Origin of the sequence: Pseudoalteromonas rubra, assembly GCF_001482385.1 — a bacterium.
GTDB lineage: Bacteria > Pseudomonadota > Gammaproteobacteria > Enterobacterales > Alteromonadaceae > Pseudoalteromonas > Pseudoalteromonas ardens.
Map to the genome: position 1 here is coordinate 2173200 of NZ_CP013611.1, position 13845 is coordinate 2187044.

At 46.3% G+C, this 13845-nt stretch carries 13 protein-coding genes; 10 read left to right on the plus strand and 3 right to left on the minus strand.

Annotated features, from left to right (window positions below; translation table 11 throughout):
• The first annotated feature begins 244 nt into the window (after positions 1-244).
• Entirely contained in the window at positions 245-1216 is a 972-nt protein-coding gene (ispB, locus tag AT705_RS09605; RefSeq protein WP_049864638.1) for an octaprenyl diphosphate synthase, read from the plus strand.
• A 55-nt stretch (positions 1217-1271) separates the two neighbouring features.
• On the opposite strand, the gene AT705_RS09610 is transcribed toward ispB, so the two are convergent.
• A complete protein-coding gene (locus tag AT705_RS09610) occupies positions 1272-1544 on the minus strand; it encodes an oxidative damage protection protein (protein ID WP_010383523.1) in 273 nt (90 codons plus the stop codon).
• Between the two features lie 34 nt (positions 1545-1578).
• Positions 1579-2637, minus strand: a complete 1059-nt coding sequence (gene mutY, locus AT705_RS09615) for an A/G-specific adenine glycosylase (protein ID WP_058796422.1) — start codon at positions 2635-2637, stop codon at positions 1579-1581.
• A 130-nt stretch (positions 2638-2767) separates the two neighbouring features.
• On the opposite strand from mutY, the gene trmB reads away from it, so the two are divergent.
• From trmB to arcA, 5 genes are all read left to right on the plus strand, one after another.
• Positions 2768-3493 carry a tRNA (guanosine(46)-N7)-methyltransferase TrmB gene (trmB, locus tag AT705_RS09620; RefSeq protein ID WP_058797962.1) on the plus strand — a complete coding sequence of 242 codons (726 nt, stop codon included), beginning with the start codon at positions 2768-2770 and terminating at the stop codon, positions 3491-3493.
• A 49-nt stretch (positions 3494-3542) separates the two neighbouring features.
• Complete coding sequence (locus AT705_RS09625; RefSeq protein ID WP_058796423.1) at positions 3543-4580, plus strand: methyltransferase; 1038 nt, start codon at positions 3543-3545, stop codon at positions 4578-4580.
• Between the two features lie 187 nt (positions 4581-4767).
• Entirely contained in the window at positions 4768-6390 is a 1623-nt protein-coding gene (locus AT705_RS09630) for an ATP-binding protein (RefSeq protein WP_058796424.1), read from the plus strand.
• 5 nt (positions 6391-6395) lie between these two features.
• Entirely contained in the window at positions 6396-6914 is a 519-nt protein-coding gene (locus AT705_RS09635) for a YfiR family protein (RefSeq protein WP_157576901.1), read from the plus strand.
• 107 nt (positions 6915-7021) lie between these two features.
• Entirely contained in the window at positions 7022-7741 is a 720-nt protein-coding gene (gene arcA, locus AT705_RS09640; protein ID WP_058796426.1) for a two-component system response regulator ArcA, read from the plus strand.
• Positions 7742-7748: 7 nt separating this feature from the next.
• Here arcA and arcB read toward each other — a convergent pair whose 3' ends face one another.
• Positions 7749-10076 carry an aerobic respiration two-component sensor histidine kinase ArcB gene (gene arcB / locus AT705_RS09645; RefSeq protein ID WP_058796427.1) on the minus strand — a complete coding sequence of 776 codons (2328 nt, stop codon included), beginning with the start codon at positions 10074-10076 and terminating at the stop codon, positions 7749-7751.
• 271 nt (positions 10077-10347) lie between these two features.
• On the opposite strand from arcB, the gene folE2 reads away from it, so the two are divergent.
• The 4 genes from folE2 (at position 10348) to AT705_RS09665 (ending at position 13790) form a co-directional block, all read left to right on the plus strand.
• The gene (folE2, locus tag AT705_RS09650; protein ID WP_058796428.1) at positions 10348-11268 is read left to right on the plus strand and encodes a GTP cyclohydrolase FolE2; all 921 of its coding nucleotides are present in this window, start codon (positions 10348-10350) and stop codon (positions 11266-11268) included.
• 144 nt (positions 11269-11412) lie between these two features.
• Positions 11413-12003, plus strand: a complete 591-nt coding sequence (locus tag AT705_RS09655; protein WP_049864866.1) for a DUF2726 domain-containing protein — start codon at positions 11413-11415, stop codon at positions 12001-12003.
• A 127-nt stretch (positions 12004-12130) separates the two neighbouring features.
• Positions 12131-12838, plus strand: a complete 708-nt coding sequence (gene mtnN / locus AT705_RS09660; protein ID WP_010383539.1) for a 5'-methylthioadenosine/S-adenosylhomocysteine nucleosidase — start codon at positions 12131-12133, stop codon at positions 12836-12838.
• A 1-nt stretch (position 12839) separates the two neighbouring features.
• The gene (locus tag AT705_RS09665) at positions 12840-13790 is read left to right on the plus strand and encodes a cobalamin biosynthesis protein CobD/CbiB (protein ID WP_058796429.1); all 951 of its coding nucleotides are present in this window, start codon (positions 12840-12842) and stop codon (positions 13788-13790) included.
• Positions 13791-13845: the final 55 nt, after the last annotated feature.

Below are 13845 nucleotides of genomic sequence, written 5' to 3' on the forward strand. Positions count from 1 at the left end.
AAAAAATAGCTAACTTGAGGGCGTAATAATATTTTCATTTATTCTAACGAATAGGTGTGATAAGCCAAGCTCTTTTTTTGCTTTTCAACACTAGAATTCTGATCAGAAACAGCCTTCAAGCGCAAAAAACATACAAAAGCACTGATTTTTTAACCTCTATTACGGCAAGTTATCGAGTCACGGTGAATTTTAATGTACACTTGCGGCTCGAACATCCCTGAATGAGGCTTTAGCTCGGAGCGTTATGGATATCAAAGCGATCCAGAGATTGATTGAGCAAGACATGCTTGCCGTTAATCGACTTATCAGCGACCAAATGCAATCTGACGTCGCACTGGTTAATCAACTTGGCTTATATATAGTCAATAGTGGCGGCAAACGTATCCGCCCCATGCTGGCACTTTTAGTAGCTAAAGCATTAGGGTATCAGGGCGACAAGCACATTACACTGGCGACCATCATTGAATTTATCCACACTGCAACCTTGTTGCATGATGATGTGGTTGACGAGTCAGCTCTTCGCCGTGGTGAACCAACTGCCAATGCTGAATTTGGCAATGCTGCAAGCGTGCTGGTTGGTGACTTTATATACACCCGCTCTTTCCAGTTGATGGTCGGACTGGAAAATATGGAAGTGATGCAGATCCTCGCTGATGCAACCAATGTGATTGCTGAAGGTGAAGTGTTGCAGCTGATGAACTGTAATGATCCGGATACAACTGAACAAAGTTACATGCAGGTGATTTACAGTAAAACAGCCAAATTATTCGAAGCGGCAACTATGCTACCAGCTGTTGTATTGGATCAATCTGCAGCCACCAAAGAAGCTCTTAAACTGTATGGTATGCATTTAGGCACTGCTTTTCAGCTCGTAGACGATGTCCTCGACTACAGCGCCAATGCTGAGCAGCTTGGCAAAAATATCGGTGATGACTTAGCCGAAGGTAAGCCAACTCTGCCGTTAATTTATGCAATGCGCCACGGCAGTGAAGCACAAGTTGCACAGATCCGTGACGCCATTGCCAATGGCAATGGGCTAGATAACCTCACTGAAATTCTGGCCACACTAGAGCAGACAGAAGCGCTGGAGCATACCATGGAACGTGCACGAAAAGAGTCGCAAAAGGCCATTGAACAGCTCAATGTACTGGCGGAGTCAGAGCATAAAACGGCTCTGATTTCATTGGCAAAGCTAGCTGTTGAGCGCAGTTACTAAGAAAACAAAAAGACATTAAAAAGGCTGCCTGGGCAGCCTTTTTTAATCAAGTAGATTACGCGTCTTTTGGACGGTAACCTTCGATTTCAACATCTTTACCTTCAAACAAAAAACCGACCATTTGCTCTTCCAGTTGTTGACGATGTTCAGGATCCATCATATTCAAGTGCTTTTCGTTGATCAGCATAGTCTGTTTATGCTGCCACTGCTGCCACGCTTCTTTACTGATGTTGTTAAAGATGCGTTCGCCAACTTCTCCCGGATAAAGTTGAAAATCTAACCCTGGAGCTTCTTTTTGTAACTTTTGACAAAATACGGTACGTGCCATCTCTTTACCCTTTATACATTTGTTGTCGCTAAGTTTACCCCATTGCCTTTAAGACTTTAACCAACTTTTTAGTCGGTGCTGCTAAACCCACTTCAGCAGGCTGTGCCAGCTCGTACCACAAGAGTGGATTATCGTGAACACAATCAGGCGTCGCATCTAATTTGACAACCACAGGCGTAATAGTCAGTTCAAAATGCGTAAATATATGCACGAACGGCGACAACGTTTGCTGGCTACCCGATAGCCCTTGTTGCGCCAAAAAAGTATCCAGCTCTGTCAATTCACTGAACTCAAAAAAACCGAACAAGCCACCCCAAATACCGCTACTTGGACGCTTTTCCATGAGTACTTTGTCATCAGCTCGCACTATCAGGTGATAAGCCGCTTTCTTCGGCTTAGCTTTTTTCGGCTTTGAATTAGGAAACTCTTTCACTCTGCCCTGTTGATGCGCCTGACAACGACTGACTAAAGGACAAGCCTCACAGTCAAAGTTACTACGACTACACAGACTTGCCCCTAAATCCATCATCGCCTGATTGTATTCTGAAACACGATCTTTTGGTGTCAGCGCATCGGTCAGCGCCCATAAATGGTTTTCGACCTTTTTGACGCCATACCAACCTTCCACCATAAAAAAACGTGCCAGTACACGTTTCACGTTACCATCCAGAATCGGGTGTGCCTGACCCAAAGACAAAGAGAGTACAGCCCCGGCCGTTGAACGGCCAATTCCCGGTAAGGCCATTACGGCTTCTAATGTTTGCGGAAATTTGCCCTGATATTCATCACGAACTATTTTGGCCGTTTTATGTAAGTTGCGCGCTCGTGCGTAATACCCAAGTCCCGTCCAGTGATGTAGCACCTCATCTTCCGGCGCATCGGCCAGATCTATAATGGTTGGGAAACGCGCCATAAAACGCTCGAAATATGGGATCACGGTAACCACCTGAGTTTGCTGTAACATCACCTCAGATACCCAGACCTTATACGGGGACTTCTCAAGCTGCCAGGGCAAGGTTTTACGCCCATATAACTGGTACCAATCGACAACCTGTTTGGCAAACCATTGGGCCTGCTCATTATTTACTGTCATTGCTAGACTCTGCTTTTACTTGCTAATACACGCGCCAGTGTATGAAGCTTTTTTCAAAGGTCAAGCTCTTGTACTTGGCGCTGTGAATAGCGATAATGTGCGCCCATTTTTTACACCGAAGATGAAGACCATGAACGAATCGAGTAAAACCGCTCTGGAACAAGCCGAACAGGAAGGCAAATACATTCGCAAAGTACGCAGCTTTGTAAAACGCGAAGGCCGCCTGACCAAAGGGCAAGCTGCCGCCATTGAAAAATGTTGGGCAACGATGGGCCTGGAGCACGCTCAGGGTCGCCTGGACTTTACCGAGGTGTTTGGTAACGACAATGATGTCGTCGTTGAGATTGGCTTTGGTATGGGTAAATCGCTGGTCGAAATGGCTAAAAATGCGCCTGAACAAAACTTTATTGGTATTGAAGTACATCGCCCGGGTGTTGGTGCCTGCCTAATGGAAGCAGATGAACAAGGTGTCACTAACTTGCGCGTATTCGAGCACGATGCCGTTGAAGTACTGGCAGATTGCATCCCGGACGCCAGCCTGGCCAAGCTGCAACTATTCTTCCCGGACCCATGGCATAAAAAGCGTCACCATAAACGTCGCATCGTGCAGGCCGAGTTTGTCGAGAAGTTGCGCACTAAACTACGTATTGGTGGTGTATTCCACATGGCAACCGACTGGGAAAACTATGCAGAGCACATGCTCGAAGTCATGCAGGCCGCACCTGGATTTGCAAACCAGTCTGACAACAATGATTATGTACCACGTCCAGACTTCCGCCCACTGACTAAGTTTGAACAGCGCGGTCACCGCCTCGGTCATGGCGTTTGGGATCTGATGTTCGAACGTACAGCCTGATCTGTCACTGCTTTTCGGGGCAACCAGCCCCGCCTTTTCTGGATCTCAGATGCAAAAATTAACCAACCCCAGTTTATTACTGCTGCGCAATGAAGAAGAACTGACAGGCCAGCAAATTTTGGTCATCAATCACCAACGTGATGGCTTTTTGTCAGAACTAAAGCAATTGAATCCGCAGGCAAGTATTAGCGCATTCAGTTATGACTTTGCCGCTCATCAGGTTGCCGAAAAGGTAACTAATATCACCAGTTATGTGTCACATAGCCTGCCCGCACTCGACAATATTGACCTGGTCATTTATTACTATCCGAAATCTAAACCAGAAGCACAGATGATGTTCGACAATATTCGTGCATTGTGCTCTGAGCAAACTCGCTTACTGGTAGTTGGAGAAAACAAAGGCGGCGTTAAATCTGCAGAAAAACAACTGCAAGATAACTGTGAGGCGCATTACAAACTGGACAGCGCTAAACATTGTATTTTATATGAGTTTGCCCAACTGCAGCCTTTGGCACACTTTGACATTGCCAGCTATCAGCAAACATTTAGCATTAACGTCGCCGGGCAGCAGTTTGATGCTGTCAGTGTTCCTGGCGTGTTCAATCATGGCAAGCTGGATGTCGGTACTAAGTTACTGCTGGAGCATCTTGAGCTACCCGCCAAGGGATGCATGCTCGACTTTGGATGTGGTGCCGGGGTCATCGCGACGTTTGTGCTTAACCAGTCACCCAAAGTGCGCTTCAGCTGCCTGGATGTAAATGCGCTCGCCTTGTATGCCTGTGAACAAACCTTACATTTAAATGGTCATAAAGCTGAACTGGTGCTCAGCGATGGCCTAAGGCAATTGAAAGGTCGTTTTGATGCCATTATCAGTAACCCCCCTTTTCATACTGGTCTTAAAACTGACTATGACATTGCCGAAGCGTTTATCAAAGGTGTGGCCGAACACATGGGTAAAGGGTCACAACTACACATTGTTGCAAATAGCTTTCTAAAGTACCCCCCACTCATTGAAGCACGCTTTGGACAATGCGATACACTGGCCAAAAATACCAAATTTGCCGTCTATCGGGCCTGTAAAAATTGAGTGTCAGCCAGTCCAACATTCCGTTGAACTGGCTATATTTACATTGTTGCACCAGCCTGCATCGACTGTTAAATCTTTGCCAGCCAGCAAAGTGCTGAATCGTTTCGTAAAATGTGAGCTTTTTTGTGTTCTATACTGCTAAACTAAAGTGAGTGAATAGCTGGCAAGCGGGATTTGTGGTCTCCCAATGGGTAAATACGCAACCAAAACAAGTATAAGAAAAGTGCTGATCAGTGCCGTCATGCTAGTAACGGCGCTGTCTTTGTCCCTGTCTATCTCAATTTCAACCTATCTCGACGTTAAAAAGCAAAAGCAGTTGATCATTAATAAGTTGGAAATGATAGCCGAGATCATTGCATTTAACGCTCAGGTAACGCTGATTTTTGACGACAGAAAAACGGAAGAAAAGCGACTCAAATCATTTGATAAAGTCGACCTGGTGAAAAACATTCACATCTATGCCATTGATGATGTCACTAATCGGCCCGTCTTTTTCACCAGCTACAATGCCAGTAAAACACCGCCCGTGCCGCTCAAGGTCAATCAGATCGAGGAACTCCGAACACCAAAAATTTCCGAAGACTATATCGAGCTGATCTTGCCTGTTGAGTATGAAGGTAACATAGAAGGATACGTATACCTGCGTGGCGGGCTTGAACATCTGGCCGAATATATCAACCGCAAAATACTGGTAGATATCGCTCTGACCCTGTTTGTACTAGTGCTGGTGATGTTTGTCGCCCGCGGGATCCAAAAACGAATAGCCAGCCCAATAGAGTCGCTGTCAGTGCTACTACAGGATGTTTCGAAGAATCACAACTATGCCACCCGGGCGGAAAAAAGCGACATAGAAGAAATTAATATCCTCGCTAACAACCTCAATATCATGCTGACCCGGACGCAAAATCAACTTGAGCGCCATCAGGCAGATAAGCTAGAAATAAAACAGCTCAACCAGAGCCTGGAAGAAAAAGTCAATCAGCGTACCATCGCACTCAGAGAAGCGAATCAGGAACTACTCAATACGCTCGAACGTATGCATCAGTATCAGAACCAGATAGTTGAAAATGAAAAGATGGCATCACTGGGTCAAATGGTTGCAGGCGTAGCGCACGAAGTTAATACGCCTATTGGCCTAGGTGTCACCGGATCGACATTATTACGCGATAAACTCAGCGATATTGAAGTCGCATTCCAGCAAAAAACGCTCACTTCAAAGCAACTGGAACGATTTATCAAAGAAGGGATTGAAAATCTGGATCTCATTTATCGTAACCTCAATCGGGCTGCAGATTTGATCTCCAGTTTTAAGAAGGTCGCCGTCAGTCAGGACATAGAGATAAATTCAGACGTCAATATTACTAAACTACTCAATGCTGTAATGGGCGCAATGCGCACCGAATTGGAGATCAAAGCGCCTCAAATTCATCTGGACTGTCCTGAAGAACTCACCATCAGAAGTAAGTCAGGCTTGCTGCAACAAGTGTTTGAGCAATTGTTCTCAAACTCCCTGTTGCACGGATTTACAAGCGATGAAAATAACGAAATTGCTATAAAAGTGAACAGAGAAGACCAGCAATTAACGATTGTATACAGTGACAATGGTATCGGCGTGCCAAATGCCATCAAAAAGCGCATATTTGATCCATTTGTTACCACTCGCCGCGGAGAAGGTGGAAGTGGCCTGGGTATGCATTTGGTGTATAACCTGGTCACTCAGGCGCTGGGTGGGAGCATCACACTACAAGAAGACTATAAATCAGGTACTCAATTTGTGATCAGCTTGCCTCTGAAAGGAGGTACACAGTGAGATTTATGTACCTATTTATTTTTTGTTGTTTTTCTCTTTTTTCTACGTTTAGTTATGCGAAATCGCCAGAAGAAATCCGTTCAGCCTTTTTGTACCAAATGGCAAAGTTCATTGATTTTCCAGAGCAAAAGAATAAGAAAATTACTCGATTTTGTTTTTATGACATAAAAAATGGACCAGGAGCTGTTTTATATAGTAATCGTACCTTAAAAATACGTACAAAGCCGATTGAAATAATAGAAGTAAAAAAGTCTGACTCTCTGCGGGAACTTTCCCAAAGATGTGATATCACATACATTGATGAAACATTGGAAGATGATATACTCTCCGCTTGGACCGATACAATGGCCCTAAGTATGGTAACTGTGGGCGAAAGTATCGAATTTTTGGAAGGGGGTGGGATTGCTTCCTTGGTCCAGGAAGGGAGTAAGATAAGGTTGTATATAAACAAGCAAGAAGTCACTCAGCACAACTTTAAGGTGCTTTCCCGGTTGCTTGCCGTCTCCAAGTTTTATCCTAACTGATTTTACTTGTTAACAATTGAATATACTCCTATAATCGTTAACATTCGGTTTTATTATATAACGCCGATGATTTTGTAAATACAATATTCCGAAAAGGTTAATTAATAATGCAAACGCCAGTCATTCTAATTGTTGAGGATGAAGACGTAACTCGACTGAACCTCGTTAGTTTATTTGAAGCCGAAGGTTATAAGGTAATTGAAGCCATTGATGGCGATGATATGCATGAAAAATTGACGTCAAACGACGATGTCAACTGTGTGATCATGGATATTAACCTGCCTGGTAAAAATGGCCTTATCCTGGCTCGTGAGTTACGCCAGAAGAAAAACATCGGTCTTATTTTCTTGACCGGTCGTGACAACGATGTCGACCGTATTCTTGGTCTGGAGATCGGAGCCGACGACTATGTCACTAAGCCTTTCAACCCACGTGAGCTTACAATCCGCGTGCGCAACCTGATCACTCGTACTGGTTCAAGCCCGGAAGAGTCTAGTATTGACAGCAATGGCGTCATTACATTTAACGGTTGGGAATTGGATGAGAATAGTCGCTGCCTGACTTCACCAGCAGGTGAAGCAAAACGTTTGCCGAAGGGCGAATATCGTGCGCTGCGTCTTATGTTGGACTCACCGGGTCGCATCTTCAGTCGTGAGCAGCTGATCAAGCACATGACAGGCCGTGAGCTACGCGCCAACGACAGAACGGTAGACGTTACTATCCGTCGCATCCGTAAGCACTTTGAAACCGACAACAACACGCCTGAACTGATCAGCACCATTCATGGTGAAGGCTACCGCTTCATCGGTAAGATCGATAGCCAATAAGTTTGCGTTACGAGTTTTCAGCGAGCTTTGCAATTAATGAGTGAAGGGCAGATTGCCCTTCTCTTATTTTCACTTCCAGATCATCCAACCAATCTGCACGCTGCACTGTGTCTACCTGAGCACCTTCCAGTTCCATCGTTTTAGCATGTAATTGCACATTCTGCAGACCAACAGAGCCTGCGGCGCCCTTTAGCTTGTGTGCCACAGACACATAAGTCTCAGTATCCTCATTCTGATTAGCCTCATCCAGCTCTTTGTAGTAAGTCGGATTAAGGCGAGTAAATAAGTCACAGCTGCGCTTAAAGGGCTCTATACCCATAGATGATACAAAATCAGTGATTGTTTCCACATCCAGTAAAGCTTTCTCTTGCTCGCTCAATTGTAACGGCTCGGACTGAGGCGAAGCTTGTTTATCTTTACTTGCTTCTATCCCAAACAGCTCCGCAAGCATCTTGTCCAGCTTTGTGGTGTTGATCGGTTTCGCCAATGCGCCCTGAATATCAATTCCCTGCAGCTCTTGCTCTGCGCTACGCACATTGGCCGTCAGCGCCACAATAGGTAGCTCGTCAAAGTGACTATCGGCACGGATCTGCCGCGCAATTTCATCACCATTAATATCTGGCAGTTGCATATCAAGCAGGATCAGATCCAACTCATCCTCAGTTTCAACCATTGATAAGGCATCTTCCCCGGTTTCTGCCCAGACTACTTCGTGTCCACGCTGCTCCAGCAAATTGGTGGCAATTTCAGCATTCAATGGTACATCTTCTACCAATAAAATGTAGAGGCTACGACCCGCATAGCTTTGCTCGTTAGGCGCTGAGCAGAGCTCCAAAGGTAGCTCCACATCAAAGCGACTGCCCTCTCCCTGCATGCTGCTGACGTGGATCGTGCCTTTCATAGCATGTACCAGCGCTTTTGTCACAGCCAGGCCAATCCCCGAACCAATGGCATTATTACCACTGGCATCGGGCGCTTTGTAATACATGTCAAAAATACGGTCTTGTTGATCAGAAGGGATCCCCACGCCAGTGTCGATCACACTGATAGACAACCAGGGGCCATCTGCACGGTTTTCGCGACGACACTCAAGGGTAACGCCACCTCGGTGGGTAAATTTCACGGCATTGTTGATCAGGTTCCACAACACTTGGCGCAAACGAGTTGGATCTAATAAGGCATAGATGTCCAGCATACCCGAGCGCTTGATGTTGAACTCAAGCGCTTTCTGTTCCGCTATCAGGCCTGCAAAGTTGACAACATCATTGATAAAATCCGACACATTGATGCTGTCTGTAGCAATATCCAGCTGTTCTCTGTCTATCTTGTCCAGATCGATAATGTCATTAAAGATATTACCTAGGGTTTCGGCACTGGAGAAAACCGTGTTACACCAGCTTTTTTGTTGCTTTGTCAGTTCAGTGTCCAGCAACATACGTGTCAGACCAACAATACCATTGAGCGGCGTGCGCAGTTCGTGACTCAAAGTGGCAATAAATTTCCCTTTATCTTTGTAAGCCGTTTCCAGTGCCTGCTCCGCTTCTTTCCGGCTGGTAATATCACGACCGAACGCCAGCAACCCGATATATTCCCCATCATCATTGATAAAGGGCAGTTTACGCATCTCAAACCAGCAGTTCTCGTTGGCAACCGGGTATTCTACGTCAACATTGATCGATTGCTGGGTTTCAATCACTTGTTCATCGGTTTGCAGTACCCTTGGAATATCCTGCTCACCAAAGACTTCCTGGACCGTATGGCCAATCAGTTGTTCACTGGTTTTGCCAATGACTTGCTCAAACTTCTTGTTGCAACCCGCAAATACGCCCCGTTCATCACGGTAATAGAATAAGTCAGGGGATGAATCTACGATACTACGCAGTAACATACTCTGTTGTGCCAGCTCTTGTTCAGCTTTACGCCGCTCTGAGATCTCTTTACGCAACTCTGCTATTGCCCGGTGCTTTGCATGCAGCGCCATTTTCCGCTCGTCAATTTCGTTATTGAGCCGGTTAATGTTGTCTTTGAGTGTCTGATTGAGCAGTTTTTCTTGTTGTGTCGCAGATTCAAGATACTCTTTCGACGCATCGAGCTGACGCATTGCATAGATAGCAACAGAAAGCAGCAATGGGGAGGTTAATGCCGCAAATAACACCACAGACAGCACATTGACCAGTGTGACTTCACCGAGCGCCACGTAGTAAAACATACACGCCAAAACCAGAGACACGATAAGCACAAAAGCGTAGGCCACAACCCCCGCCCAGCGGTCTCCGTAGTTTTTAATCAAATTCGATAAAATTCGGGCCCAAGTCCCAAATGAAGAGTCAAGCATAATAAAATCACCTAGTTAACCCCTACATTATACCTGACCAAAACACAGAAGCGAGTGACCAAAGGTCGCAGGCGACATTGCACAAACTAAAATAACCTCTGTAGCGCCCGTATTCCCTGTCTTTTGTTGATGTTTAGAAAGTCGACATCAGCGTATGAATTTTTGCACACTTGGGCGATTTTTTTACCAGAAATTTTCCAGCGGGCTCGGCAAGTTGTGACATTTTGGTGTAACATGCCCAGCCCTGATAGTCGTGATTAAGAGAGTTCAAATGCCAACTTCAATGCCTGACATTGCACATTCTGCGGACGCCTTACAAGAAGGTAAGCTGGACTGGGTCGGAATGGGAAATATCGAGCTACCTTTACTGTTATCCAGCAAAGGCTTAAATGATACGCCCGTAACAACCAAAGCGGATGCGTTTGTCAGCCTGGATCAGGTTGATGCGAAAGGTATCCATATGTCACGACTATTTTTGGCACTCGACTCGCTGTCCTGTGAGCAGACGCTAACACCCGCGACAATTCGCTCAGTTCTGGATAGCTTTATCACCAGCCATGAAGGACTAAGCCACAGCGCTAAAGTGACATTTCATTTCGAATTACCACTGCGCCGTGCCTCATTATTAAGTGGCAAGCAAGGCTGGAAAAACTACCCGGTTATGATCACAGCTAATCTGGCAAATGGCCGGTTTAATCTGGAACTAGCCGTTGATGTCACTTACTCATCAACCTGCCCTTGTTCTGCCGCACTTGCCCGTCAGCTGATCCAAAATGCCTTTGAAGAAAAGTTTGCCGATCAATCACTCGATCATGCCAGTGTTCACGCCTGGTTAGGCACCACTGAAGGCATCCTGGCAACACCACACTCACAGCGTTCAGTGACGAATATCAAAGTCAAACTAGATGAGCACTGTCAGGAGTTTGACATCCTGGGCCTGGTCAACATGGTAGAAGATGAACTGAAAACGCCTGTACAGGCTGCGGTTAAACGTGAAGATGAGCAAGAGTTTGCCCGCCTTAACGGTCAAAACCTGATGTTCTGTGAAGATGCCGCCAGAAAGCTCAAAGCCTTATTTGAAGCAGAAAATTATCCAGACTACTATATAAAGATAAACCACTACGAATCTTTGCATGCACACGATGCCGTTGCGTATGCTGTAAAAGGCCTGAAAGACGGCTACCGCGTCTGATCCAGTCAAGCAATTTGCTTTTCTTAAACGCTCGGCCGTCCCAAAGCGCCGAGCGTATTTAATCTTTATCCCTCCTTAAAAGTCACTTTAGGCACGCTCTTTGCTTAATAATCTCCAAGTCAAATTGTTGTCGTGGAGTGATTTATGGAACTAACATTATTATCTATTCTGGCGCTGGTCGTTATTGCTTCCATTGTTATTTCAAAATATACGGATAACGGCGGGAACCCCTACCCGTTTAACCGAAAAGAGTCTGTATTCACAACTGTCGAAGCCTCCTTCTTACAACTGCTAGAGCGCTCAGTCGGTGACAAGTTCAAGGTTGTTAGTCGGGTTAAGCTGATTGAAATCATCGAGTGTAAACCAGGCCTCTCTAAAAAGGCACGCCGGGCTGCCATCACCAAAGCACAAAATAAGCAGCTCGATTATGTACTGGTTGACAAAGAAACGCTCAATATTGTCGCTGCCGTTGACCTGGTTAACAACGCCAATAAAAACGGCCACAAAGCGCAAAAAGACTGGTTCGTCAGTGGTGCGCTGGAATCAGCCGGGATCCCACATATTCGAATGAAGGTAAAAAGTGGTTATAAAAGCGCTGAAGTGCGGGCTGCCATTCTGTTTAAACTAGGCAAGAAGCCAGAGCCACAGGGCAAGCCACGCAATCGCAATTACAAACCTGCGGTACTTTCGCCGTCTCAGGCCAAGGCCGCGGCAACCCAACTGGCAGAAATTTAGCCCCTCCAGCTCACTGTCGGCCCGCCTCAGGGCTGACAGCAAAACCTCTTAACCTGCCTAACACCATATTTTCTAACGCCAGTTTTGATATATAATGAGCAACACGGTTAAAAAATAAGAGAAGATTATGAAAGTAGGTATTATTGGCGCGATGGAACAGGAAGTCACGATCCTGCGTGACGCAATGAACAATACACAAACCGCAACCAAAGGCGGTTTCACCTTTTATCATGGTGAACTGGGTGGTCACGAAGTCACTCTGGTTCAGTCTGGTATTGGCAAAGTGGCTGCAACAGTGGCAACAACGCTGCTTATCGACAACTACAGCCCTGACTGTGTTATAAATACCGGTTCAGCAGGCGGCTTTGATCCTGAATTGAACGTCGGCGACGTCGTGATCTCGTCTGAAGTAAGACATCATGATGTTGACGTCACTGCATTCGGCTATGAACTGGGTCAGGTACCGCAAATGCCAGCTGGATTTAGCGCGCACTCTGCGCTGGTTGAAGCCGCTCAGCAAAGTGTCGGTGAACTGACTGACATTCAGACAAAAGTGGGTCAGATCTGTACCGGTGATTCATTCATGTGCGATCCAGTGCGCATCGACAAGACGCGTCAGGACTTCCCACACATGCTGGCGGTTGAAATGGAAGGTGCCGCGATTGCTCAGGCCTGTCATGTTTTACACACTCCATTCGTTGTGATCCGCTCACTGTCGGACATCGCCGGCAAAGAATCGCCGCAATCATTCGACGCCTACCTGGAAGTTGCCTCAGTAAACTCTTCTAAGCTGGTTACTGCCCTGTTGGCAAAGCTGGATCAGGTTTCGCTGTAAGGTGTTAACTGAACATTTGCAAGCCCACATGGGCTTGCTGATTTTTCTGCTGGCAACACTCAGCGCGATAGGATTCAGAACCTCCAGCCTGTATCACCCCAATGTCGTCATGACGCTGTTGTTTACTAACCTGGCCCAAAAAGTTTATCGCCCTAAGGCGCCCAATCGCTATCAATGGCTATCCGGTAGCCTGGCATTTATCCTGCCAATGCTGACTATCCTGCTTATTCTGGCCGCTCTGGGCTATTTGTCTTTCTATCCCCAGTGGCTGGGTGGCCTGGTGTTATTTTTCTGTCTCGATATTCAACATGAACGGCGTGCCAAACGGATTGCGATTCTGCTTAAACAACAACAAAAAGCAGCCGCACGCCAGTTACTTGGCGCTATGGTAAACCGGGATGTCGAAAAACTGTCATTGATGGGCATCTGTAAGGCATGCCTGGACAGCCTGGCATTACGGGGCATGCGGCATTTCTATCTGGTGATGGTGTTCTATCTGATCGGCGGCCCTCTGCTGGCATTGAGCTATAAATTGATGTTGCTCTGCGATCACGCCTGGCGCAGTAAAATGCGACCAGACACAGCGTTTATTAAACCGCTACAACTGAGCCTGGCAATTTTAGAATGGTTACCCGTCAGGCTGTTCGTTTTAATGATGGCGCTGACACAAAACCTCGGGAAAACACTCCACTACCTAAAACACTATGGCCAATTCTACCGTCCAGCCAGCTCAGGTTGGATCCTGGCCTTGTTCGCAGCCAGTCTCAATACCCAGCTAGCCGGGCCACGTTTTTATCAGCAGCAGCGATTTGACAATATGCGCATTGGCAGCGACAGACCACCCGAACCGGAAAGCATAAGCCTGATGCTCAAGTTATTGGCAACCATGCGCTGGTTCTTCCTCTGTGCACTGTGTCTGTGCTGGCTAACTATCAATATTCTCACGCATTAAAAAGGGCAGCCAAATAGCCGCCCTTTTTCTTTATACTTGCTGATCAAGTCGTCGA

Excerpts from the sequence above, each read along its gene's own strand:
- trmB (WP_058797962.1), top strand. The coding sequence starts at position 2,768 with ATGAACGAATCGAGTAAAACCGCTCTGGAACAAGCCGAACAGGAAGGC.
- AT705_RS09610 (WP_010383523.1), bottom strand. The coding sequence starts at position 1,544 with ATGGCACGTACCGTATTTTGTCAAAAGTTACAAAAAGAAGCTCCAGGG.
- mtnN (WP_010383539.1), top strand. The coding sequence starts at position 12,131 with ATGAAAGTAGGTATTATTGGCGCGATGGAACAGGAAGTCACGATCCTG.
- AT705_RS09655 (WP_049864866.1), top strand. The coding sequence starts at position 11,413 with ATGGAACTAACATTATTATCTATTCTGGCGCTGGTCGTTATTGCTTCC.
- mutY (WP_058796422.1), bottom strand. The coding sequence starts at position 2,637 with ATGACAGTAAATAATGAGCAGGCCCAATGGTTTGCCAAACAGGTTGTC.
- AT705_RS09625 (WP_058796423.1), top strand. The coding sequence starts at position 3,543 with ATGCAAAAATTAACCAACCCCAGTTTATTACTGCTGCGCAATGAAGAA.
- arcA (WP_058796426.1), top strand. The coding sequence starts at position 7,022 with ATGCAAACGCCAGTCATTCTAATTGTTGAGGATGAAGACGTAACTCGA.
- ispB (WP_049864638.1), top strand. The coding sequence starts at position 245 with ATGGATATCAAAGCGATCCAGAGATTGATTGAGCAAGACATGCTTGCC.
- arcB (WP_058796427.1), bottom strand. The coding sequence starts at position 10,076 with ATGCTTGACTCTTCATTTGGGACTTGGGCCCGAATTTTATCGAATTTG.
- AT705_RS09635 (WP_157576901.1), top strand. The coding sequence starts at position 6,396 with ATGTACCTATTTATTTTTTGTTGTTTTTCTCTTTTTTCTACGTTTAGT.
- folE2 (WP_058796428.1), top strand. The coding sequence starts at position 10,348 with ATGCCAACTTCAATGCCTGACATTGCACATTCTGCGGACGCCTTACAA.
- AT705_RS09630 (WP_058796424.1), top strand. The coding sequence starts at position 4,768 with ATGGGTAAATACGCAACCAAAACAAGTATAAGAAAAGTGCTGATCAGT.